Annotated in this window: 22 protein-coding genes; 1 reads left to right on the top strand and 21 read right to left on the bottom strand. The window is 63.3% G+C overall.

Annotated features, from left to right (window positions below):
• Positions 1 to 27: 27 nt before the first annotated feature.
• The 18 genes from rplE to rpsL form a co-directional block, all read right to left on the bottom strand.
• Positions 28 to 585 (bottom strand): 50S ribosomal protein L5, encoded by a 558-nt coding sequence (gene rplE, locus XW59_RS10095; protein WP_047144812.1) that lies wholly within the window; start codon positions 583 to 585, stop codon positions 28 to 30.
• A complete protein-coding gene (gene rplX / locus XW59_RS10090) occupies positions 578 to 889 on the bottom strand; it encodes a 50S ribosomal protein L24 (protein WP_047144811.1) in 312 nt (103 codons plus the stop codon). Before rplX ends, rplE begins: the two co-directional genes overlap by 8 nt.
• A 13-nt stretch (positions 890 to 902) precedes the next feature.
• Positions 903 to 1,271: a 50S ribosomal protein L14 gene (gene rplN / locus XW59_RS10085; RefSeq protein WP_047144810.1), complete on the bottom strand. Its 369-nt coding sequence runs from the start codon at positions 1,269 to 1,271 to the stop codon at positions 903 to 905.
• 68 nt (positions 1,272 to 1,339) lie between these two features.
• Positions 1,340 to 1,600 carry a 30S ribosomal protein S17 gene (gene rpsQ / locus XW59_RS10080; protein WP_047144809.1) on the bottom strand — a complete coding sequence of 87 codons (261 nt, stop codon included), beginning with the start codon at positions 1,598 to 1,600 and terminating at the stop codon, positions 1,340 to 1,342.
• Positions 1,601 to 1,611: 11 nt separating this feature from the next.
• Complete coding sequence (gene rpmC / locus XW59_RS10075) at positions 1,612 to 1,812, bottom strand: 50S ribosomal protein L29 (RefSeq protein WP_047144808.1); 201 nt, start codon at positions 1,810 to 1,812, stop codon at positions 1,612 to 1,614.
• A gap of 14 nt (positions 1,813 to 1,826) precedes the next feature.
• Positions 1,827 to 2,240: a 50S ribosomal protein L16 gene (gene rplP, locus XW59_RS10070; RefSeq protein ID WP_047144807.1), complete on the bottom strand. Its 414-nt coding sequence runs from the start codon at positions 2,238 to 2,240 to the stop codon at positions 1,827 to 1,829.
• A gap of 28 nt (positions 2,241 to 2,268) precedes the next feature.
• Positions 2,269 to 2,976: a 30S ribosomal protein S3 gene (gene rpsC, locus XW59_RS10065; RefSeq protein WP_047144806.1), complete on the bottom strand. Its 708-nt coding sequence runs from the start codon at positions 2,974 to 2,976 to the stop codon at positions 2,269 to 2,271.
• A complete protein-coding gene (gene rplV, locus XW59_RS10060) occupies positions 2,976 to 3,365 on the bottom strand; it encodes a 50S ribosomal protein L22 (RefSeq protein WP_047144805.1) in 390 nt (129 codons plus the stop codon). Before rplV ends, rpsC begins: the two co-directional genes overlap by 1 nt.
• 2 nt (positions 3,366 to 3,367) lie before the next feature.
• On the bottom strand, positions 3,368 to 3,646 hold the full coding sequence (gene rpsS / locus XW59_RS10055; RefSeq protein ID WP_047144804.1) for a 30S ribosomal protein S19: 279 nt from the start codon (positions 3,644 to 3,646) through the stop codon (positions 3,368 to 3,370).
• Positions 3,647 to 3,662: 16 nt separating this feature from the next.
• The gene (rplB, locus tag XW59_RS10050) at positions 3,663 to 4,496 is read right to left on the bottom strand and encodes a 50S ribosomal protein L2 (protein ID WP_047144803.1); all 834 of its coding nucleotides are present in this window, start codon (positions 4,494 to 4,496) and stop codon (positions 3,663 to 3,665) included.
• Positions 4,497 to 4,506: 10 nt separating this feature from the next.
• Positions 4,507 to 4,800, bottom strand: a complete 294-nt coding sequence (locus tag XW59_RS10045; protein ID WP_047144802.1) for a 50S ribosomal protein L23 — start codon at positions 4,798 to 4,800, stop codon at positions 4,507 to 4,509.
• Entirely contained in the window at positions 4,797 to 5,417 is a 621-nt protein-coding gene (rplD, locus tag XW59_RS10040) for a 50S ribosomal protein L4 (RefSeq protein WP_047144801.1), read from the bottom strand. Before rplD ends, XW59_RS10045 begins: the two co-directional genes overlap by 4 nt.
• A complete protein-coding gene (rplC, locus tag XW59_RS10035) occupies positions 5,417 to 6,148 on the bottom strand; it encodes a 50S ribosomal protein L3 (RefSeq protein ID WP_047144971.1) in 732 nt (243 codons plus the stop codon). Before rplC ends, rplD begins: the two co-directional genes overlap by 1 nt.
• 22 nt (positions 6,149 to 6,170) lie before the next feature.
• Positions 6,171 to 6,479: a 30S ribosomal protein S10 gene (gene rpsJ, locus XW59_RS10030; protein WP_007066362.1), complete on the bottom strand. Its 309-nt coding sequence runs from the start codon at positions 6,477 to 6,479 to the stop codon at positions 6,171 to 6,173.
• 65 nt (positions 6,480 to 6,544) lie between these two features.
• Complete coding sequence (tuf, locus tag XW59_RS10025) at positions 6,545 to 7,720, bottom strand: elongation factor Tu (protein ID WP_047144787.1); 1,176 nt, start codon at positions 7,718 to 7,720, stop codon at positions 6,545 to 6,547.
• A 65-nt stretch (positions 7,721 to 7,785) separates the two neighbouring features.
• Complete coding sequence (gene fusA, locus XW59_RS10020; RefSeq protein WP_047144800.1) at positions 7,786 to 9,876, bottom strand: elongation factor G; 2,091 nt, start codon at positions 9,874 to 9,876, stop codon at positions 7,786 to 7,788.
• A 33-nt stretch (positions 9,877 to 9,909) separates the two neighbouring features.
• Entirely contained in the window at positions 9,910 to 10,380 is a 471-nt protein-coding gene (gene rpsG / locus XW59_RS10015; protein WP_047144799.1) for a 30S ribosomal protein S7, read from the bottom strand.
• 64 nt (positions 10,381 to 10,444) lie between these two features.
• Positions 10,445 to 10,816: a 30S ribosomal protein S12 gene (gene rpsL, locus XW59_RS10010; protein WP_024585419.1), complete on the bottom strand. Its 372-nt coding sequence runs from the start codon at positions 10,814 to 10,816 to the stop codon at positions 10,445 to 10,447.
• 461 nt (positions 10,817 to 11,277) lie between these two features.
• Between rpsL and XW59_RS10005 the strand changes: the two genes are divergently transcribed.
• On the top strand, positions 11,278 to 11,559 hold the full coding sequence (locus tag XW59_RS10005; RefSeq protein WP_047144798.1) for a hypothetical protein: 282 nt from the start codon (positions 11,278 to 11,280) through the stop codon (positions 11,557 to 11,559).
• A 173-nt stretch (positions 11,560 to 11,732) separates the two neighbouring features.
• Here XW59_RS10005 and XW59_RS10000 read toward each other — a convergent pair whose 3' ends face one another.
• The 3 genes from XW59_RS10000 to rpoB form a co-directional block, all read right to left on the bottom strand.
• Positions 11,733 to 12,878, bottom strand: a complete 1,146-nt coding sequence (locus XW59_RS10000) for a helix-turn-helix transcriptional regulator (RefSeq protein WP_047144797.1) — start codon at positions 12,876 to 12,878, stop codon at positions 11,733 to 11,735.
• Positions 12,879 to 13,080: 202 nt separating this feature from the next.
• Positions 13,081 to 17,277, bottom strand: coding sequence for a DNA-directed RNA polymerase subunit beta' (gene rpoC / locus XW59_RS09995; protein WP_047144796.1), 4,197 nt, complete (start codon positions 17,275 to 17,277; stop codon positions 13,081 to 13,083).
• A 159-nt stretch (positions 17,278 to 17,436) separates the two neighbouring features.
• Complete coding sequence (rpoB, locus tag XW59_RS09990; protein WP_047144795.1) at positions 17,437 to 21,570, bottom strand: DNA-directed RNA polymerase subunit beta; 4,134 nt, start codon at positions 21,568 to 21,570, stop codon at positions 17,437 to 17,439.
• Between the last annotated feature and the right edge of the window lie 185 nt (positions 21,571 to 21,755).

Genomic DNA, 21,755 nt, shown 5'->3' with positions numbered 1-21,755 from the left:
TTCAGATTTTTCCTTTTCTCGCTGCCGTTACTGGCGGAAGGGGAAGTTCAAGGCCTTGAGCAGCGCCCGTGCCTCGTCGTCCGTCTTCGCAGTCGTACAAACGATGATGTCCATTCCCCAGATCTGGTCGACCTTGTCGTAGTTGATCTCGGGGAACACGATGTGTTCCTTGATGCCCATGGCAAAATTGCCACGGCCGTCAAAGCTCTTCGGATTCAGTCCGCGGAAGTCGCGAACGCGCGGCAGCGCGATCGTCACCAGGCGGTCGACGAAATCGTACATGCGGTCGCGGCGCAGCGTCACCTTGGCGCCGATCGGCATGTTCTCGCGAACCTTGAAGCCGGCGATCGAGTTGCGCGCACGCGTCACGACGGCCTTCTGGCCGGCGATCATCGCGAGATCCTCGGCCGCGATCGTCGGCTTCTTCGAATCCGCCGTCGCCTCGCCGACGCCCATGTTGATCACGATCTTGTCGAGACGCGGAATCTGCATCTCGTTCTCGTAGTTGAACTGCTCCTGGAGAGCCTTGCGGATCTGCTCGTCATAGAGCTTCTTGACCCGCGGTTCGTATTGAGCCTTAGCCATTGATGACTTCTCCCGAGCGCTTCGCGATGCGCACCTTCTTGCCGTCGCGAAGCTCGAAGCCGACGCGGGTCGGCTTGCCGTCCTTGGGATCGGCGATCGCGATGTTCGACAGGTGGATCGGGGCTTCCTTGGTGATGATCCCGCCTTCCTGGGCCTGGGTCTGCTTCTGGTGGCGGCGGATCAGGTTCACGCCGCGCACGACGGCCTTGTCGTCCTTCGGCATCACGCGCAGGACTTCGCCGGTGCGGCCCTTGTCCTTGCCGGCCAGAACGACGACCTTGTCGCCTTTACGGATATTCTGCATCTTTCCGGCCTCCTTAGAGCACTTCAGGCGCGAGCGAGATGATCTTCATGTGGTTCTTGGCGCGGAGTTCGCGCGGAACCGGTCCGAAGATACGCGTGCCGATCGGCTCTTTCTTGTTGTCGACGAGAACGGCCGCGTTCTTGTCGAAACGGATCACGCTGCCGTCCGGGCGGCGGATGTCCTTGGCGGTGCGAACCACCACCGCCTTCATCACGTCGCCCTTCTTCACGCGGCCGCGCGGAATGGCTTCCTTCACCGAGACGACGATGATGTCGCCCACGGAAGCGTATTTCCGCTTCGAACCGCCCAGCACCTTGATGCACATGACACGACGTGCGCCGGAATTATCCGCCACGTCGAGGTTTGTTTGCATCTGAATCATGACTGGCCGCCTTCTTCTTTAGTCTCGGTAGGGCGCCCGCCCTGCCCGGCTTGTCCAAAATTCGTTTCTTACTCGGCTTTCGCCGGCGTTCCCTGGGTCTGGTTTTCGATCACGACCCAGCGCTTGTCCTTGGAAATCGGAGCCGATTCCTGGATGAAGACGAAATCGCCCACCTTGCAGGCGTTGCTCTCGTCATGCGCCTTGTACCGCTTGGTCTGACGCACGGTCTTCTTCATCACCGGATGCGTGAAGCGCCGTTCGATCTTGACCACGACGGTCTTGTCGTTCTTGTCGCTGACGACCGTGCCCTGCATGATGCGCTTTGGCATTTTCTTCGTCCTTAAGCCTTCTTGGCGGCAGACTTCTCGGCCGCGATCGTCTTGATGCGCGCAATGTCCCTGCGGACCTGCTTCACGCGCGCGGTTTTCTCGAGCTGGCCCGTCGCCTTCTGGAAGCGCAGGTTGAACTGCTCCTTCTTGAGGGCGGCCAGTTCGTCATTGAGCTGGTCGGGCGTCTTGGCCCTTACGTCGGCGGCTTTCATCTGGCTCACCTTCCCTATTCTGCAATGCGCTGCACGAAGCGCGTCCTGACCGACAGCTTGGCAGCGCCGAGACGCAGAGCCTCGCGGGCGATCTCCTCGGAGACGCCGTCGATCTCGAACATCACGCGGCCCGGCTTGACCCGGCACGCCCAGTAATCGACCGAACCCTTGCCCTTGCCCATGCGGACTTCGGTAGGCTTCGAGGTCACCGGAACGTCCGGGAAAATGCGGATCCACACGCGGCCCTGACGCTTCATCTGACGCGTGATGGCACGGCGGGCGGCTTCGATCTCGCGGGCGGTCACCCGGTTGGGCTCGACCGCCTTCAGTCCGTAACCGCCGAAGTTGAGGTCCGTTCCGCCCTTGGCCACGCCGTGAATGCGCCCCTTGAACTGCTTACGGAACTTTGTGCGCTTTGGCTGCAGCATCGTTCTTCTCCAAAATTCCTATGCCTTCTCAGGCGTTCTCGCGGCGGCGCGGGGCGCTCGACTGCGCATCGCCCTCGACCGCGCGGCGCTCGGAAGCCATCGGGTCATGCTCGAGGATCTCGCCCTTGAACACCCACACCTTGACGCCGCAGATGCCGTAGGCGGTCTGTGCCTCGGCCGTACCGTAGTCGACATCGGCGCGCAGCGTGTGCAGCGGCACACGGCCTTCGCGGTACCATTCCATGCGCGCGATTTCCGCGCCGCCCAGACGGCCCGCGCAATTGATGCGGATGCCCTCAGCGCCGAGACGCATGGCCGACTGCACGGCACGCTTCATGGCGCGGCGGAACGCCACGCGGCGCTCGAGCTGCTGGGCGATCGACTGGGCGACCAGGGTCGCGTCGATCTCGGGCTTGCGAACCTCGACGATGTTGAGGTGCGTTTCCGAATTCGTCATCTCGGTCAGCTTCTTGCGAAGCTTCTCGATGTCGGCGCCCTTCTTGCCGATGATCAGGCCAGGACGAGCGGCGTGGATCGTCACGCGGCACTTCTTGTGCGGACGCTCGATCACGATCTTGGAAACCGCGGCCTGCTTGAGTTCCTTCTCGAGGTACTCGCGGATCTTGAGATCCTCGTGCAGGAGCTGGCCATACTCGCCGGTGTTCGCGTACCAGCGCGAATCCCAGGTGCGGTTGATGCCCAGACGCAGACCGATCGGATTGACTTTCTGGCCCATCAGGCGGCCTCCACTTTCTCTTCAACTTCGCGAACCACGATCGTCAGGTTCGAGAAAGGCTTCTCGATGCGGCTGGCGCGACCGCGGCCACGTGCATGGAAGCGCTTCATGACGATCGACTTGCCGACATAAGCCTCCGCGACGACGAGCGCGTCCACGTCGAGGTCGTGATTGTTTTCCGCGTTAGCGATAGCCGATTCCAGCGTCTTCCTGACGGTGCCGGCAATGCGCTTGCGCGAGAATTCCAGATCGGCGAGCGCGGTCGCCACCTTCTTGCCGCGGATCAGCGCGGCAACCAGGTTCAGCTTCTGCGGGCTGACGCGGATGGTGCGGAGAACCGCACGCGCCTCGTTGTCAGCAAGCCTGCGCGGAGCTTTGGCCTTGCCCATCGTTACTTCCTCTTCGCCTTCTTGTCCGCGCCATGGCCGTAATAGGTACGGGTCGGGGCGAACTCACCGAATTTGTGGCCCACCATCTCCTCGCTCACCGAGACGGGGATGTGCTTCTGGCCGTTATAGACACCGAAGGTGAGGCCGACGAACTGCGGCAGGATGGTGGAGCGGCGGCTCCACATCTTGATCACCTCGTTGCGGCCACCCTCGCGCACTTTCTCTGCCTTCTTGAGCAGAAAGCCGTCGACGAACGGGCCTTTCCAAACTGAACGGGTCACGTCAGACTACCTCTCTTTAGCTCTTGCGCTGGTGGCGCGAGCGCATGATGAACTTGTCGGTCGACTTGTTGGACCGCGTTCTCTTGCCCTTGGTCGGCTTGCCCCACGGGCTCACCGGATGGCGACCGCCCGAGGTACGGCCTTCACCGCCGCCGTGCGGGTGATCGACCGGGTTCATGGCGACGCCGCGATTGTGCGGGCGCTTGCCGCGCCAGCGCGAACGACCCGCCTTGCCGTCGTTGATGTTGCCGTGGTCCGGATTGGACACGGCGCCGACGGTGGCAAGGCACGAGCCGTGCACGATGCGCTGCTCGCCCGAGTTCAGGCGAAGGATCGCCATTCCCTGGTCGCGGCCGACGAGCTGGGCGTAGGTGCCCGCCGAACGGGCGATCTGGCCACCCTTGTTCGGCTTCAGCTCGACATTGTGCACGATCGTCCCGACCGGCATCGCCGAAAGCGGCATCGCATTGCCCGGCTTCACGTCGACGCTCTCGCCGGCGATGACCTTGTCGCCGGCCTGGAGGCGCTGCGGAGCCAGGATGTAGCTGAGCTCGCCGTCCTCATACTTGATGAGCGCGATGAAAGCCGTGCGGTTCGGATCGTATTCGAGTCGCTCGACCGTGGCCGACATATCGAACTTGCGGCGCTTGAAGTCAATGACCCGATAGGTGCGCTTGTGACCGCCGCCGATGAAGCGGGCCGTCACGCGACCGTAGTTGTTGCGACCGCCCGACGACGACAGCCCCTCGGTCAGACCCTTAACCGGCTTGCCCTTGTAGAGGCCCGAGCGGTCGACGATCACCAGTTGGCGGGTGCCCGGCGTAACCGGATTATATTTCTTGAGTGCCATCGTTCCGTCCTCAGAGTCCGGTCGCGACGTCGATCGACTGGCCTTCGGCCAGCGTCACGACTGCCTTCTTCACATCGCTCTGGCGCCCGATGGTGCCGCGAAACCGCTTCACCTTGCCCTTGCGCACGAGCGTATTCACAGCCGTGACCTTGACGCCGAACAGCGCTTCGATCGCAGCCTTGATCTCAGGCTTCGTCGCCTTGCGGGCGACATTGAAGACGACCTGGTTCTGCTCGGAAGCCATGGTCGATTTTTCGGTGATCGCCGGGCTGACGATCACGTCGTAGTGGCGAAGATCAGTCATTTGAAGCGCTCCTCGAGAGCTTCCACGGCTGCCTTGGAAAGGACCAGCGTGCCGCGGCGCAGAATGTCGTACACGTTGATGCCCTGAACCGGCAGCACGTCGATGTTCGGAATGTTCGACGCGGCGCGCTTGAAGTTCTGGTCGAGCTCCGCGCCGCCGATCAGCAGTGCATTGCTGAGGCCGAGCTTCGCGAAATTGGTGACCAGCATCTTGGTCTTGACGTCATCGACCTTCAGGTCGTCGACGATGATCAGGTTCGACGCCTTGGCCTTGGCCGAAAGGGCGTGGCGCAGGCCGAGAGCGCGAACCTTCTTGGGAAGGGCGTGCTCGTGGCTACGAACGACCGGGCCGTGGGCCTTGCCGCCGCCGCGGAACTGCGGAGCGCGAGCAGATGAGTGACGGGCGCGGCCCGTACCCTTCTGCTTGTACATCTTGGCGCCGGTCCGGGCGATTTCCGCGCGGCCCTTCGTCTTGTGCGTGCCCTGCTGCTTCTTGGCGAGCTGCCAGCGCACGACGCGCTGCAGGATGTCCTCGCGCGGATCAAGACCGAAGATCTCTTCCGAGAGCTTGACCTTGCCGGCTTCGCCGCCCGCGAGCGTTGTAATCTTGACGTCCATTATTCGGCTCCTTCAGTCGCCGGAGCGGTTTCGCCCGCCGGAGCTTCGTTCTTCTGGGCGGCGCGCACGGCTGCCGGCTTCGGAACATTGTCCGGAAGCGGCGACTTGACGGCGTCGCGAACCATGATCCAGGCGCCCTTCGAGCCGGGGACGGCGCCACGGATCAGGATCAGCCCGCGCTCGGCATCGGTCGAGACAACCTCGACGTTCTGCGTCGTGACGCGGACGGCACCCATGTGGCCGGCCATCTTCTTGCCCTTGAACACCTTGCCGGGGTCCTGGCGCTGGCCGGTCGAGCCGTGGGTACGGTGCGAGACCGAGTTACCGTGGGTCGCGCGGCCGCCGCCGAAATTGTGGCGCTTCATGACGCCCTGGAAGCCCTTGCCGATCGAGGTGCCCGTCACGTCGACCTTCTGGCCGACGACGAAATGCTCGACGGTGATCTCGGAGCCCACGTCGATCAGGTTCTCGGGGGAAACCCGGAACTCGGCGACCTTGGACTTCGGCTCGACGGAGGCGGTGGCGAAATGTCCGCGCAGCGCCTTCGACGTATTCTTCACCTTGGCAAGCCCGACGCCCAACTGGACCGCCGTGTAGCCATTCTTCTCCTGGGTGCGCTGCGCCACGACCTGGCAGTTCTCCATGCGGAGAACGGTGACCGGTACATGCTCGCCGGCGTCGTTGTAGACGCGCGTCATCCCGATTTTCTGTGCGATAACACCTGAACGCATCGGTTCGTCCTTCCTCAAGCCCTTAGAGCTTGATCTCGACATCGACACCGGCAGCCAGGTCGAGCTTCATCAAAGCATCGACCGTCTGGGGGGTCGGGTCTACGATATCCAGCAGCCGCTTGTGCGTGCGCATCTCGAACTGCTCGCGGCTCTTCTTGTCGATGTGCGGCGAGCGGTTCACGGTAAATTTCTCGATCCGCGTGGGCAGCGGAATGGGGCCGCGGACGTTGGCGCCGGTGCGTTTGGCGGTCGACACGATCTCTCGCGTCGACGCATCAAGCACCCGGTGGTCAAACGCCTTGAGGCGGATGCGGATGTTTTGTCCGTTCATGCGTCAATTCCTTGTTCTGGCGCGGCGCGGGCATCCCGCGCCCGCGACAGATCCCGTTGATCCACTTATTCCGTGATGCTCGCGACGATGCCTGCACCGACGGTGCGGCCGCCTTCGCGGATGGCGAAGCGCAGCTTCTCTTCCATCGCGATCGGCACGATCAGCTCGACGTCGACCGTCACGTTGTCGCCCGGCATCACCATCTCCGTGCCTTCCGGCAGCGTCACGATGCCCGTCACGTCGGTGGTGCGGAAGTAGAACTGCGGACGGTAGTTGGTGAAGAACGGCGTGTGGCGTCCGCCCTCCTCCTTCGTCAGGATGTAGGCCTCCGCCTTGAACTTCTTGTGCGGCTTCACCGAACCCGGCTTGCACAGAACCTGCCCGCGCTCGACGCCCTCGCGGTCGACGCCGCGCAGAAGCGCGCCGATGTTGTCGCCGGCCTGGCCCTGGTCCAGAAGCTTGCGGAACATCTCAACGCCCGTCACCGTCGTCGACGTCGTGTCGCGGATGCCGACGATCTCCACCGTCTCGCCCACCTTCACGATGCCGCGCTCCACACGGCCCGTCACCACCGTGCCGCGGCCCGAGATCGAGAACACGTCCTCGATCGGCATCAGGAACGGCTGATCGATCGGACGCTCCGGCGTCGGAATGTAGGCGTCGACCTCGGCCATCAGCTTGCGCACCGCGTCCTCGCCGATCTCCTTGTTGGAATCCTCGAGCGCCGCAAGCGCCGAACCCTTGACGATCGGAATGTCGTCGCCCGGGAACTCGTAGGACGACAGAAGCTCGCGAACCTCGAGCTCGACGAGCTCCAGAAGCTCCGCGTCGTCGACCTGGTCGACCTTGTTCAAAAACACCACGATCGCGGGAACGCCGACCTGGCGGGCAAGCAGGATGTGCTCGCGCGTCTGCGGCATCGGGCCGTCGGCCGCCGAAACCACCAGGATCGCGCCGTCCATCTGCGCCGCACCCGTGATCATGTTCTTCACATAGTCCGCGTGCCCAGGGCAGTCCACATGCGCGTAGTGACGGTTCTCCGTCTCGTACTCGACATGCGCCGTCGAGATCGTGATGCCGCGCGCCTTCTCCTCAGGCGCAGCGTCAATCTGGTCATACGCCTTGAACTCGCCGAAATACTTCGTGATCGCCGCCGTCAGCGACGTCTTGCCATGGTCAACGTGACCAATCGTGCCAATGTTCACATGCGGCTTAGTACGCTCAAATTTACCCTTGGCCATGTGAGGTCTCCATTTTCTTGTGCCTGTTCAGGCAATCAATTTCGGGCTGCGCAACCGGTTCGGGGTTACGCGAATTTCTTCTGAATTTCCTGGGCGACTGCCGTCGGAACAGGCTCGTAGTGATCGAACTGCATCGTGTACTGGGCGCGGCCCTGCGACATCGAGCGCAGCGTGTCGACATACTTGAACATGTTGGCGAGCGGCACCATGGCGTTGATCACCACGGCGATGCCGCGGGTCTCCTGGCCCTGGATCTGGCCGCGACGGCCGTTCAAGTCGCCGATGACGCCGCCGACATAGTCTTCCGGCGTCACGACCTCGACCTTCATGATCGGCTCGAGAAGCTGCGCGCCGGCCTTCTGTGCGCCTTCACGGAAGGCCGCACGCGACGCGATCTCGAAGGCGAGGACCGAGGAGTCGACGTCGTGGAAGGCACCGTCGATCAGCGTCGCCTTGACGCCGAGCATCGGGAAGCCCGCCAGCGGACCGGAGGAGAGCACGCTCTGGATGCCCTTCTGGACGCCCGGAATGTATTCCTTGGGAACCGCGCCGCCGACGATCTTGGACTCGAAGACGAACTCTTCGCTCTCCGGATTCGGCTCGAAGATCAGCTTGACGCGCGCGAACTGGCCGGTACCGCCGGTCTGCTTCTTGTGCGTGTAGTCGACTTCGGCGGTACGCGTGATCGTCTCGCGGTAGGCCACCTGCGGAGCGCCGACATTCGCCTCGACCTTGAACTCGCGCTTCATGCGGTCGACGAGAATGTCGAGATGAAGCTCGCCCATGCCGGCGATGATCGTCTGGCCGCTTTCCTCGTCGGTCTTGACGCGGAAGGACGGGTCCTCGGCCGCCAGGCGGTTGAGCGCGAGGCCCATCTTCTCCTGGTCGCCCTTGGTCTTCGGCTCGATCGCGATCTGGATGACCGGATCGGGGAACTCCATGCGCTCGAGAATGACCGGCTTCAGCGGATCGCAGAGCGTGTCACCCGTGGTCGTGTCCTTGAGGCCCGCCAGAGCGACGATATCGCCGGCATATGCCTCCTCGATATCCTCACGCGAGTTGGAGTGCATCTGCAGCATGCGGCCGATGCGCTCGCGCTTGCCCTTGACGGTGTTCTCGAGCGAGACGCCCTTCTTCAGGACGCCGGAATAGATGCGCGCGAAGGTCAGCGAACCCACGAACGGGTCGTTCATGATCTTGAACGCCAGCATGGACAGCGCCTCTTCGTCCGAAGACTTGCGCTTGACCTCGTCCTCGGTCTTCGGGTCGATGCCCTTGATGTCCGGGACCTCGATCGGCGACGGCAGGAAGTCGACGACGGCGTCGAGCAGCGGCTGAACGCCCTTGTTCTTGAAGGCGGTGCCGCACAGGACCGGGTGGAACTTCACCTCGATCGTGCCCTTGCGGATCAGGCGGCGCAGCTCGTCGTTGGACGGAATGTTGCCATCGAGGTAAGCCTCGAGTGCAGCCTCGTCCATCTCGACCGCGGCCTCGATCATCTTCTCGCGATACTGCTCGGCCTTGTCCTTGAGGTCGGCCGGAATCTCGACGACGTCCCACTGTGCGCCGAGGGTCTCGTCGCGCCAGATCAGAGCGTTCATCTCGATCAGGTCAACGATGCCCTTGAAGTCGTTCTCGGCGCCGATCGGAAGCTGGACGGCGACGCCGACCGCACCAAGACGAGACTCGATCATCTCCAGGCAGCGGTAGAAGTCCGCGCCGGTCTTGTCCATCTTGTTGCAGAAGATCATGCGCGGGACATGATACTTCTCGGCCTGGCGCCAAACGGTCTCCGTCTGCGGCTCGACGCCCGCATTGGAATCGAGCAGCGCGATGGCGCCGTCGAGCACGCGCAGCGAACGCTCCACCTCGATGGTGAAGTCGACGTGGCCGGGCGTGTCGATGATGTTGAAGCGCCGCTTCTTGCCGTCGCGGCCTTCCCAGAACGTGGTGGTCGCGGCGGAGGTGATCGTGATGCCACGCTCCTGCTCCTGCTCCATCCAGTCCATGGTGGCGGCACCGTCATGCACTTCGCCGATCTTGTGCGACTTGCCGGTGTAGTAAAGGATACGCTCGGTCGTCGTCGTCTTGCCGGCGTCGATGTGCGCCATGATGCCGAAGTTACGGTAGTCTTCGATTTTATATTCGCGGGCCATGGTGATGTGCCTCTCGTATCCCTGCTCGCCGGATTACCAGCGGTAGTGCGCGAAGGCGCGGTTGGCTTCGGCCATCTTGTGCGTGTCTTCACGCTTCTTGACGGCGGTGCCACGATTGTTGGCGGCGTCGAGCAGCTCGCCCGACAGGCGATCGACCATCGTCGTCTCGTTGCGGTTGCGCGCGGCTGTGATCAGCCAGCGGATCGCGAGAGCCTGGCGACGCTCCGGACGAACATCGACCGGCACCTGGTAGGTGGCGCCACCGACGCGCCGCGAACGGACTTCCACATGAGGCGCGACATTGTCGAGCGCCTGATGGAAGACGGTAACCGGCTCCTGCTTGGTCTTGGCCTGAACCTGGTCAAGCGCGCCGTAGACGATCGTCTCGGCGACCGATTTCTTGCCGTGAAGCATCACGGCGTTCATGAACTTAGTTACAATCAGATCGCCGAACTTCGGATCCGGATTGATTTCACGCTTTTCTGCACGATGGCGTCGGGACATGTCTCTTGTCTCTCACGATCAACGGCTCGACGCTTAAAACAAAAGCGCCGAAGCCGGGAAACCCTTACTTCGGACGCTTTGCGCCGTACTTCGAACGACGCTGCTTGCGGTTTTTCACACCCTGGGTGTCGAGCACGCCGCGGATGATGTGATAGCGCACACCCGGAAGGTCCTTCACGCGGCCGCCGCGGATCATCACCACGGAGTGCTCCTGAAGGTTGTGGCCTTCGCCGGGAATGTAGCCAATCACTTCGAAGCCGTTCACGAGGCGAATCTTCGCAACCTTGCGGAGCGCGGAGTTCGGCTTCTTCGGCGTCGTCGTATAGACGCGCGTGCATACGCCCCGCTTCTGCGGGTTGGCCTGCATGGCCGGAACCTTGTTGCGCTTCACCGGCGCAATGCGCGGCTTGCGGATCAGCTGGTTGACGGTAGGCATTAAACCTTCCTCTTTCTCAAAAATCCGTGTCACAAGCCCTTCGCAGAGCCGTTTCAAGCGTCATTTCCATACGCAAATTCGGGCACCAAAACCGCCTCAGCGGTGCTGCCCGAACAAAACGCAGAGGAAGCGGAAGCCGCTTCATGCAAGCCGGAAATGTCTTTTCGCTCGTAAAACGAACCCTGTTTGAGGCAAGCTCCGGTTCGAGATGTCCCGGAAATGAAAGCCTCACATCGGCTCAGACGTCGCGGCTTCTACCCGCAACAACGACCCTCGTCAACCCCAAGCACCTGTTATTCGTCCAGAAACCGCCGGTTTGAGGGTCTAGACGGTCATGTAGTAACTTTGTTGCCCGATCCAAGGCAAACTCAATAGATAATTTGCCGCCGCCGTCTGTTTCTGGCCTGCCCGCCGTGGCAAAGGACGGGAATCGCCGGGACGAGGCATGAAAGGAATCACTCATGAACGACAATGAAGCGAATCCCGTGACCATAATCGTTGGCCGCGTCTGGCGCAGGAAGGGCGGCGAAGCGGAAGGCGTGCACGTCATGCTCGTTGCGCCGGACGATGATTCCGCCGTGCGGCTGGCGCTGGAGGCGCTCGCGCGCGAAGGCTATGCCGAGGCGGAGCTGGACCAGATCGGCGAGATGCAGGGCGCGCCCGACGACGAGCCGCATCTTTCGGCCTATCAGGGCGCGACCGAGGGCGAGGTTTCGATCGTGACCTTCAACGAATCGAACTGACCTCAAAAAGCCGCCCGGTCGGGGGCCACCGACCAGGCGGTAAGGGTATGCGATCCCAAGACCACAAACCGAAAGCCGAAACGCAACAGCGCTACGACACGTTGTATTAAGCCATCAATCTAGAATTGTATCTACTCCCATTTGGGAGGTATTTTCTCTTTTTCGCAAGCCGGCTAGCTTCGCCCCCCGAACTGCGCCAGAAGAGCGATCAGTTCGCCCTGCCGGTGGGTCCGGGTTTTCCTGAACACCGCCTTGGCCCGTTGGCGCAGCGTGCCGACCGAAACGCCGGACCGGATCGCCGCCTCCTGTAGCGACAGCCCCGACATCAGCGCCTCGCACAACCTGACCTCGGCGAGCGACAGCCCGAACGAGATGCGCAACGCGACGTCGTCCAGCCGCAGTGTCGCGCCGGAGAGGCGCTTCACCGTCACCAGCAGCAGGTCCTGTGTCGGGATGAGCATTCTGTGGCGCTCACCCATGCGCGGCACGATCGCCACCGAGGCGCGGTAGACGGCTTCGCCGTCGACGAAGACCATCGACTGGGATTCCAGGAACTCGCCTGCGGCGAGGCGCGCGATGGTTTCGATGAGCCAGCGATGCGCCTGCGGATGCCGCAGCGCCAGAAGCCCGCCGGCGCTGGCTATCGGCTCGCCTTTCGACAGAGCCGCGACGGCCCGGTCATTGGCTTCGAGCAGGCGGCTGCGGCCGTCGACGACGATCGCGATCTCGCCGACCCTTTCCACCAACGCCCCCTGCCTCAACCCCTGCTCGACGCCCTCGCGCATCGCCACGGCGAATTCGGCGGCGCTCGCGAGCCGCCCGCTGAGCCGTGTCAGCACGGCGGCGGCCACACGGTCGTATTCCGGGGCATAGGCGATCGGATAGTGCCAGGTGAGATGGACGAGGTCGTTCGGGCCGCCGTCGACGCGCATTCCCGCCGCCGCATGCATGTGGGCCTGCGGGCGCAGCCAATCCGCGTAGAACTCGGTCTTCTCGAGCAGCCGCGTCGGATAGGTCTCCTCCGACAACAGGACGCGGCAGGCCGGCTGCCTGATCCAAAAGCCGATCCAGGGGTTTATCGACGAGTAGTAGGTGCTGTAGGAGCGGAAGAACTCCGGCTCTATTCCCGGCGCGAAGCTCGATCGAACCGTGTGGGCCGAAACGTCGTAGTCGACGATCGCCGCGGCCGACCCCGGCAGGACATTCTGGAGCGAGAGGCCGACATCGAGCCAGGACGTCTCGCCGCAGCTTGCCAGTGCTATCCTCTCGCCGAGCTCGGAGGCGACGGTGCCCAGCCTGTCTTCGTCCAGTACGTTCATAGCGTCTTCCCTCCCCCCAAAAGGATGCCGCCGCCTTCAGGCATCCCCGCGGGAATGCTCCTGTATCAAGTCGTCCCCTTCTACCCCCGCAGCCTCGCCTTCCCATACTATCGGACAATTTCGCGCCGTCACCCGGCCCGTAAAAAGAAAAAGACCGCCGGGCATGCCCGGCGGTCTCGTTTTCGGTCGCTGACGACGTGCCTTACTCGGCGGCGTTCGTCATGTCGGTCAGCATCGGATCGGCCATCTCGGCGCCGGAGGACTTCCGGCGCTCGTCGAGAATGAGCTCGTCGCGCGACGTCGCGATGCGGCGGATCTGGTTCATCTGACCGCCGGTTCCGGCCGGGATGAGACGGCCGACGATGACGTTCTCCTTGAGACCCTGCAGCGTGTCGGTCTTGCCGGCAACGGCCGCCTCGGTCAGCACGCGCGTCGTCTCCTGGAAGGAGGCGGCGGAGATGAAGGACGGCGTCTGCAGCGAGGCCTTGGTGATGCCGAGCAGCACCGGCTGGCCTTCCGCGGGCTTCTTGCCCTCCTCGACCAGGCGGTCGTTGATCTCGTCGAACTCGATCACGTCCACATGGTCGCCCGGAATGTAGGTCGAGTCGCCCTGAACGGTGATTTCGACCTTCTGGAGCATCTGACGGACGATCACCTCGATGTGCTTGTCGTTGATAAGCACGCCCTGCAACCGGTAGACTTCCTGGATCTCGTTGACGAGGTAGGACGCAAGCGCCTCCACGCCCTTGATCGCCAGGATGTCGTGCGGTGCCGGGTTGCCGTCGAGGATGTAGTCGCCCTTCTCGATGGTGTCGCCTTCCTGGAGATGGAACGGCTTGCCCTTCGGGATGAGGTACTCGACCGGCTCGAGCGTGGAATCATGCGGCTCGATGATGATGCGACGCTTGTTCTTGTAGTCGCGTCCGAACCGCACGGTGCCCTCGATCTCGGCGATGATGGCGTGGTCCTTCGGACGACGCGCCTCGAAGAGCTCGGCCACACGCGGCAGACCGCCGGTGATGTCCTTCGTCTTCGCGCTTTCCATCGGCACGCGTGCCACCACGTCGCCCGGCTGGACGGTTGCGCCCGGCTCGACCGAGAGGATCGCCTCGACCGAAAGCATGAAGCGCGCGTCGCCGCCCTTGGAGAGCTTCAGCACCTTGCCCTTGTCGTCGAGGATGGTGATCGCCGGCTTGAGGTCGGAACCGCGCGGCGTGGACCGCCAGTCGATGACCTCGCGCTTGGTGATGCCGGTCGACTCGTCGGTGGTCTCCTGCACGGAGACGCCGTCGACCAGATCCTCGAACGTCACCTTGCCGCCGACTTCCGTCAGGATCGGACGGGTGTACGGGTCCCACTCGGCGACGCGCTGGCCGCGCTTCACCGTGTCGCCCTCGTCCACGAAGATGCGCGAGCCGTAGGTGACGCGGTGAACCGCCCTTTCCTTGCCCGCCTCGTCGAGGATGAGGATCGCCATGTTGCGGCCCATCACCACGAGGTGGCCGTCGGAGTTGCGGACCACGTTGCGGTTGCGGATCGCGACCTTGCCCTCGTAGGAAGCTTCCAGGAAGGACGAGTCGACGACCTGCGCCGTGCCGCCCATGTGGAAGGTGCGCATGGTGAGCTGGGTTCCCGGCTCGCCGATCGACTGCGCGGCGATGACGCCGACCGCTTCGCCCTGGTTGACGGGCGTTCCGCGGGCGAGGTCGCGACCGTAGCAGACCGCGCAGACGCCGGTCCTGACCTCGCAGGTCAGCGCCGAACGGATGCGCACCGACTGGATGCCGGCCTTCTCGATCACGTCCACGTCGCGCTCGTCGATGAGCGTGCCGGCCTTGACGAGCACGTCGCCCGTGGTCGGATGCTCGATGTCGTCGAGTGCCGTGCGGCCGAGAATGCGCTGGCCGAGCGAAGCCACGACCTGGCCGGCGTCGATGATCGCCTGCATGGTCAGGCCCTTCTCGGTGCCGCAGTCGGTCGCGTTGACGATGCAGTCCTGGGCGACGTCGACGAGACGGCGCGTCAGATAGCCCGAATTCGCGGTCTTCAACGCGGTGTCCGCGAGGCCCTTGCGGGCGCCGTGGGTCGAGTTGAAGTATTCGAGAACGGTCAGGCCCTCCTTGAAGTTGGAAATGATCGGCGTCTCGATGATCTCGCCGGAAGGCTTGGCCATCAGGCCGCGCATGCCGGCAAGCTGGCGCATCTGGGTCGGAGAACCGCGGGCGCCGGAGTGCGACATCATGTAGATCGAATTCATCGGCTTCTGACGGCCGTTGTCGTCGAACTCGACCGCCTTGATGCGGCCCATCATCTCGTCGGCGACCTTCTCCGAGCACTTCGCCCAGGCATCGACCACCTTGTTGTACTTCTCGCCCTGGGTGATCAGGCCGTCATTGTACTGCTGCTCGTATTCCTTCGCGAGCGCCTCGGTCTCGGCGACCAGGTTCACCTTGGTGTCCGGAATGACCATGTCGTCCTTGCCGAACGAAATGCCGGCGCGGCAGGCATGGCTGAAGCCGAGCTGCATGATGCGGTCGCAGAAGATGACCGTCTCCTTCTGGCCGCAGTGGCGGTAGACGGTGTCGATCATCTTGGAGATGTTCTTCTTGGTCATCTCCTGGTTGGCGGTCTCGAACGGCACGTTGACGTTCTTCGGCAGAAGCTCGCCGATGATCATGCGGCCGGGCGTCGTGTCGTAGATCTTGGAGACGGGGTTGCCGTCCGCGTCCACGGTCTTGAAGCGGCCCTTGATCTTGGTGTGCAGCGTGACCGCCTTGGTCTCCAGCGCATGGTGCAGCTCGCCCATGTCGGCGAAGGCCATGCCCTCTCCCGGCTCGTTCTGGTTGACGATCGAGAGATAGTAGAGGCCCAGAACCATGTCCTGCGACGGCACGATGATCGGCGCGCCTGAGGCCGGGTGCAGGATGTTGTTGGTCGACATCATCAGCACGCGGGCTTCGAGCTGCGCTTCGAGCGACAGCGGCACGTGGACCGCCATCTGGTCGCCGTCGAAGTCGGCGTTGAACGCCGTGCAGACCAGCGGGTGAAGCTGGATCGCCTTGCCCTCGATCAGGATCGGCTCGAACGCCTGGATGCCGAGGCGGTGCAGCGTCGGCGCGCGGTTGAGCAGCACCGGATGCTCGCGGATGACCTCGTCGAGGATATCCCAGACTTCCGGCTTCTCCTTCTCGACCAGCTTCTTCGCCTGCTTGACGGTGGACGAATAGCCCTTGGCGTCGAGGCGCGCATAGATGAACGGCTTGAACAGCTCAAGCGCCATCTTCTTCGGCAGGCCGCACTGATGCAGCTTCAGTTCCGGGCCGGTCACGATGACCGAGCGGCCGGAATAGTCGACGCGCTTGCCGAGCAGGTTCTGGCGGAAGCGGCCCTGCTTGCCCTTGAGCATGTCGGAGAGCGACTTCAGCGGGCGCTTGTTCGCACCCGTGATGACGCGGCCGCGGCGGCCGTTGTCGAACAGCGCGTCGACCGCTTCCTGAAGCATGCGCTTCTCGTTGCGGATGATGATGCCCGGCGCGCGCAGCTCGATCAGCCGCTTCAGACGGTTGTTACGGTTGATCACGCGGCGATAGAGATCGTTCAGGTCCGACGTCGCGAACCGGCCGCCGTCCAGCGGCACCAGCGGACGCAGGTCCGGCGGGATCACCGGGATGATCTTCATGATCATCCATTCCGGACGATTGCCGGATTCCATGAAGTTCTCGACCACCTTGAGACGCTTCAGAAGCTTCTTCTGCTTCAGCTCGGAGGTGGTGGAGGCGAGGTCCGAACGCAGCTCGCCCGCGATCTTCTCCAGATCCATCGAGCCGAGCAATTCGTGGATGGCCTCCGCGCCGATCATGGCGGTGAAGGAATCCTCGCCATACTCGTCGACGGCGATCATGTACTCTTCTTCGGAAAGAAGCTGGTTCTCCTTGAGCGCCGTCAGGCCGGGCTCGGTCACGATGTAGTTCTCGAAATAGAGAACGCGCTCGATGTCCTTGAGCGTCATGTCGAGCAGCGTGCCGATGCGCGAGGGCAGCGACTTCAGGAACCAGATGTGGGCGACGGGGGCCGCGAGCTCGATATGGCCCATGCGCTCGCGACGCACGCGCGACAGCGTGACCTCGACGCCGCACTTCTCGCAGATGACGCCCTTGTACTTCATGCGCTTGTACTTGCCGCACAGGCACTCGTAGTCCTTGATCGGGCCGAAGATGCGCGCGCAGAACAGACCGTCGCGCTCGGGCTTGAACGTGCGGTAGTTGATCGTCTCCGGCTTCTTGATCTCGCCGTAGGACCAAGAAAGGATCTTGTCCGGGCTGGCGAGCGAGATCCGGATGGAATCGAAGGTCTGTGCCGGCGCCTGAGGATTGAAAAGATTCATGACCTCTTGGTTCATGCCGTTCTCCTTATCGGGGTCGCAGACCCCTTGCCTGGAACATCGGTGCCGGCCATCGCCGCATCGACACCGTTTTGTCTTGTGCGGATCGCCGCTGCGATCCTTCCGCCCCGCCGGGCGGTCGCGTCGCGGAGCCCCTGCCCCGCGACGCCGCTGGTCTTACTCGGCCGCGTCCGGAAGGCGCGTCGGCGTCTCGTCGATCTTCGAATTCTCGAGTTCGACATTGAGGCCCAGCGAGCGCATTTCCTTGACGAGAACGTTGAAGCTCTCCGGGATGCCGGCTTCGAACGTGTCGTCGCCGCGCACGATCGCCTCGTAGACCTTGGTACGGCCGGCGACGTCGTCCGACTTCACCGTCAGCATCTCCTGCAGCGTGTATGCCGCGCCGTAGGCCTCGAGCGCCCAGACCTCCATCTCGCCGAAACGCTGGCCGCCGAACTGCGCCTTGCCGCCCAGCGGCTGCTGGGTGACGAGCGAGTACGGGCCGATCGAACGGGCATGGATCTTGTCGTCGACCAGGTGGTGCAGCTTGAGCATGTAGATGTAGCCCATCGTCACCTTGCGGTCGAACGGCTCGCCCGTGCGGCCGTCGTAGAGCTGCGACTGGCCGCTGGTGTGCAGACCCGCCTGCTCCAGCATCTCGTTGATGTTGGCCTCGTTGGCTCCGTCGAACACCGGGGTCGCGATCGAGACGCCGCGCTTCATCTGCTCGCCGAGGCGAACGATGGAGTCGTTGTCGTAGTCGCGAACCGGCTCGTTGCGGTCGTTGGGCGGGATGATGCTTGCGATCGTCTCGCGCAGCGGCTCGATGTCGCCGCCGGCCTTGTAGGCCTCGATCAGCTCGCCGATCTTCCTGCCCATGCCCGCGCACGCCCAGCCGAGATGCGTCTCCAGGATCTGACCGACATTCATGCGCGACGGCACGCCCAACGGGTTGAGCACGATGTCGGCATGCGTGCCGTCATCGAGGAACGGCATGTCCTCGATCGGAACGATGCGCGAGACCACGCCCTTGTTGCCGTGACGGCCGGCCATCTTGTCGCCGGGCTGCATCTTGCGCTTCACCGCGACGAAGACCTTGACCATCTTCATGACGCCGGGGGGCATCTCGTCGCCGCGCTGCACTTTCTCGACCTTGTCCATGAAGCGCTGCTCCAGCGCCTTCTTGGATTCGTCGTACTGGCCGCGAAGCGCCTCGAGCTCGCCCTGGACCTTCTCGTCCTCGACGGCGAACTGCCACCACTGCGAGCGCGGATGGTCGTCCAGCGTCTCGCGGGCGAGCGCGGTGCCCTTCTTGAAGCCCTTCGGGCCGGCGATCGCTTCCTTGCCGATCAGCATGTCGGCCAGTCGGCTATAGACGTTGCGGTCGAGGATCGCCTGCTCGTCGTCGCGGTCCTTCGCGAGACGCTCGATCTCCTCGCGCTCGATCGCCATCGCGCGCTCGTCCTTCTCCACGCCGTGGCGATTGAAGACGCGCACCTCCACGACCGTTCCATACGTGCCGGGCGGCATGCGCATGGAGGTGTCGCGGACGTCCGAGGCCTTCTCGCCGAAGATCGCGCGCAGAAGCTTCTCTTCCGGCGTCATCGGGCTTTCGCCCTTCGGCGTGATCTTGCCGACCAGGATGTCGCCCGGCTGCACTTCCGCGCCGATATAGACGATGCCGGCCTCGTCGAGGTTCTTCAGCGCCTCTTCCGAAACGTTCGGAATGTCGCGCGTGATCTCTTCCGGTCCGAGCTTGGTGTCACGTGCCATGACCTCGAACTCCTCGATGTGGATCGAGGTGAAGACGTCGTCGGCGACGATGCGCTCGGAAAGGAGGATCGAATCCTCGTAATTGTAGCCGTTCCACGGCATGAACGCGACGAGCACGTTGCGGCCGAGGGCCAGATCGCCGAGATCGGTCGACGGACCGTCCGCGATGATGTCGCCCTTCTCGATCCGGTCGCCCATCCGCACCAGCGGACGCTGGTTGATGCAGGTGTTCTGGTTCGAGCGCTGGAACTTCATCAGGCGATAGATGTCGACGCCCGACTTGCCGGGATCGAGATCTTCCGTCGCGCGGATGACGATACGCGTCGCGTCCACCTGGTCGACGATGCCGCCGCGGCGGGCCGCGATCGCGGCGCCGGAGTCACGGGCCACCACCGGCTCCATGCCGGTGCCGACGAACGGAGCCTCGGCGCGCACCAGCGGCACGGCCTGACGCTGCATGTTCGAGCCCATCAGGGCGCGGTTGGCGTCGTCGTTCTCGAGGAACGGGATGAGCGCCGCGGCGACCGAAACGAGCTGCTTGGGCGAAACGTCCATCAGGTCGACATTCTCGCGCGGTGCCATCATCACTTCGCCGGCATGGCGGCAGATGACGAACTCCTCGATGAAGGCGCCGGTCTTGTCGAGCTCGGCATTGGCCTGCGCGACATAGTGCTTGGCCTCCTCCATCGCCGACAGATAGATGACCTCTTCGCTCACCTTGCCGTCGATGATCTTGCGGTACGGCGTCTCGATGAAGCCGTATTTGTTCACGCGAGCAAAGGTGGCCAAGCTGTTGATAAGACCGATGTTCGGGCCTTCCGGCGTCTCGATCGGGCAGATGCGGCCGTAATGCGTCGGGTGCACGTCGCGCACCTCGAAGCCGGCGCGCTCGCGGGTCAGGCCGCCAGGTCCGAGCGCCGAGAGACGACGCTTGTGCGTGATCTCGGAGAGCGGGTTGGTCTGGTCCATGAACTGCGAGAGCTGCGAGGAACCGAAGAACTCGCGCACGGCGGCGGCCGCCGGCTTGGCGTTGATCAGGTCCTGCGGCATGACCGTGTCGATCTCGATCGAGGACATGCGTTCCTTGATCGCACGCTCCATGCGGAGCAGGCCGACGCGGTACTGGTTCTCCATCAGCTCGCCGACCGAGCGGACGCGGCGGTTGCCGAGATTGTCGATGTCGTCGATCTCGCCCTTGCCGTCGCGCAATTCGACCAGCGTCTTGACCACGGCGAGGATGTCGTCCTTGCGCAGCACGCGCACGGTGTCCTCGGCGTCGAGCTCGAGACGCATGTTCATCTTGACGCGACCGACGGCCGAAAGGTCGTAGCGCTCGGCGTCGAAGAACAGCGAATTGAACATCGCCTCGGCGGTTTCGAGCGTCGGGGGCTCGCCCGGGCGCATCACGCGGTAGATGTCGAAGAGCGCGTCCTGACGGCTCTCGTTCTTGTCGGCTGCAAGCGTGTTGCGGATGTAGCCGCCCACATTGACGTGGTCGATGTCGAGAACCCTGATCTCGTCCTCGCCCGCGTCGAGCAGCACCTTCAGCGTCTTCTCGTCGATCTCGTCGCCGGCCTCGAGATAGATCTCGCCGGTCGCGTAGTTGACGACGTCCTCCGCCAGATAGCTGCCGTAGAGGTCGTCTTCGGTCGCCTTGATCGCCTTGACCTTCTCGGCAAGCTGCTTGGCCTGCCGCGCGGTGATCTTGCGGCCGGCCTCGACGACGATCTCGCCGGTGTCGGCATCGACCAGGTCGGTCACGGCCTTGAGGCCGCGGAAGCGGTCCGCAGTGAACGGAATGCGCCAGTGATCCTTCGCACGCTTGAAGGTAAGCGTGTTGTAGAAGGTCGACAGGATTTCCTCGGCATCCATGCCGAGCGCCATCAGCAGCGACGTCGCCGGGATCTTGCGGCGGCGGTCGATGCGGGCGTGCACGATGTCCTTGGAATCGAACTCGATGTCGAGCCAGGAACCGCGGTACGGGATGACGCGCGCGGCGAAGAGCAGCTTGCCCGACGAGTGCGACTTGCCCTTGTCATGGTCGAAGAAGACGCCCGGCGAACGGTGCATCTGCGAGACGATGACGCGCTCGGTGCCGTTGATGATGAAGGTGCCGTTCGACGTCATGAGCGGCATGTCGCCCATGTAGACGTCCTGCTCCTTGATGTCCTTGATCGACTTGGAGCCGGTGTCCTCATCGACATCGAACACGATCAGGCGCAGCGTCACCTTGAGCGGCGCGGCGAAAGTGAGATCGCGCTGCCGGCATTCGTCCACGTCGAACTTGGGCGCCTCGAACTCGTACTTGACGAATTCGAGCATCGAGGTGCCGGCGAAATCCTGGATAGGAAACACCGACTTGAAAACCGCCTGAAGTCCCTCATCCGGACGCCCGCCCTTGGGCTCGTCCACCATCAGGAACTGATCATAGGATGCTTTCTGAACCTCGATGAGGTTCGGCATCTCCGCAACTTCCGGAATTTTTCCGAAGAACTTGCGTACGCGCCTGCGACCATTGAACGTGTGGGTCTGGGCCATCGTCGCTCCTTGCTGCCTTTTGGCTTCGTGCCAAACTACCAACCGCGCATGCCGCGCGGTCCATCAAAAACGGGTAAAAACCCGTTTCCTGAGAGCCGCTTTCGGCCCACAGGAAAGAGGTTTTGCTCATTCAGTTCTACGCCCGCGGGAGCGGCGGACGGATTGCCCGCCCGCCGCGTTCCACG

This window comes from Aquamicrobium sp. LC103 (assembly GCF_001014615.2).
Taxonomy (GTDB): domain Bacteria; phylum Pseudomonadota; class Alphaproteobacteria; order Rhizobiales; family Rhizobiaceae; genus LBCQ02.
The sequence above is the reverse complement of the archived record's forward strand: the minus strand, read 5'-3'. Positions and strand labels throughout refer to the sequence as shown.

What these genes read in the sequence shown, in the direction of transcription:
- rpsG (WP_047144799.1), bottom strand. Translation starts at nt 10,380, where the DNA reads ATGTCCCGACGCCATCGTGCAGAAAAGCGTGAAATCAATCCGGATCCG.
- rplD (WP_047144801.1), bottom strand. Translation starts at nt 5,417, where the DNA reads ATGGACGTCAAGATTACAACGCTCGCGGGCGGCGAAGCCGGCAAGGTC.
- rpsQ (WP_047144809.1), bottom strand. Translation starts at nt 1,600, where the DNA reads ATGCCAAAGCGCATCATGCAGGGCACGGTCGTCAGCGACAAGAACGAC.
- rplE (WP_047144812.1), bottom strand. Translation starts at nt 585, where the DNA reads ATGGCTAAGGCTCAATACGAACCGCGGGTCAAGAAGCTCTATGACGAG.
- rplN (WP_047144810.1), bottom strand. Translation starts at nt 1,271, where the DNA reads ATGATTCAGATGCAAACAAACCTCGACGTGGCGGATAATTCCGGCGCA.
- XW59_RS10045 (WP_047144802.1), bottom strand. Translation starts at nt 4,800, where the DNA reads ATGACTGATCTTCGCCACTACGACGTGATCGTCAGCCCGGCGATCACC.
- rplB (WP_047144803.1), bottom strand. Translation starts at nt 4,496, where the DNA reads ATGGCACTCAAGAAATATAATCCGGTTACGCCGGGCACCCGCCAACTG.
- rpsL (WP_024585419.1), bottom strand. Translation starts at nt 10,816, where the DNA reads ATGCCTACCGTCAACCAGCTGATCCGCAAGCCGCGCATTGCGCCGGTG.
- rplC (WP_047144971.1), bottom strand. Translation starts at nt 6,148, where the DNA reads ATGCGTTCAGGTGTTATCGCACAGAAAATCGGGATGACGCGCGTCTAC.
- tuf (WP_047144787.1), bottom strand. Translation starts at nt 7,720, where the DNA reads ATGGCCAAGGGTAAATTTGAGCGTACTAAGCCGCATGTGAACATTGGC.
- rpoB (WP_047144795.1), bottom strand. Translation starts at nt 21,570, where the DNA reads ATGGCCCAGACCCACACGTTCAATGGTCGCAGGCGCGTACGCAAGTTC.
- rpsC (WP_047144806.1), bottom strand. Translation starts at nt 2,976, where the DNA reads ATGGGCCAGAAAGTCAATCCGATCGGTCTGCGTCTGGGCATCAACCGC.
- rpoC (WP_047144796.1), bottom strand. Translation starts at nt 17,277, where the DNA reads ATGAACCAAGAGGTCATGAATCTTTTCAATCCTCAGGCGCCGGCACAG.
- fusA (WP_047144800.1), bottom strand. Translation starts at nt 9,876, where the DNA reads ATGGCCCGCGAATATAAAATCGAAGACTACCGTAACTTCGGCATCATG.
- rplP (WP_047144807.1), bottom strand. Translation starts at nt 2,240, where the DNA reads ATGCTGCAGCCAAAGCGCACAAAGTTCCGTAAGCAGTTCAAGGGGCGC.
- rplV (WP_047144805.1), bottom strand. Translation starts at nt 3,365, where the DNA reads ATGGGCAAGGCCAAAGCTCCGCGCAGGCTTGCTGACAACGAGGCGCGT.
- XW59_RS10005 (WP_047144798.1), top strand. Translation starts at nt 11,278, where the DNA reads ATGAACGACAATGAAGCGAATCCCGTGACCATAATCGTTGGCCGCGTC.
- rpsJ (WP_007066362.1), bottom strand. Translation starts at nt 6,479, where the DNA reads ATGAACGGACAAAACATCCGCATCCGCCTCAAGGCGTTTGACCACCGG.
- rplX (WP_047144811.1), bottom strand. Translation starts at nt 889, where the DNA reads ATGCAGAATATCCGTAAAGGCGACAAGGTCGTCGTTCTGGCCGGCAAG.
- rpmC (WP_047144808.1), bottom strand. Translation starts at nt 1,812, where the DNA reads ATGAAAGCCGCCGACGTAAGGGCCAAGACGCCCGACCAGCTCAATGAC.
- XW59_RS10000 (WP_047144797.1), bottom strand. Translation starts at nt 12,878, where the DNA reads ATGAACGTACTGGACGAAGACAGGCTGGGCACCGTCGCCTCCGAGCTC.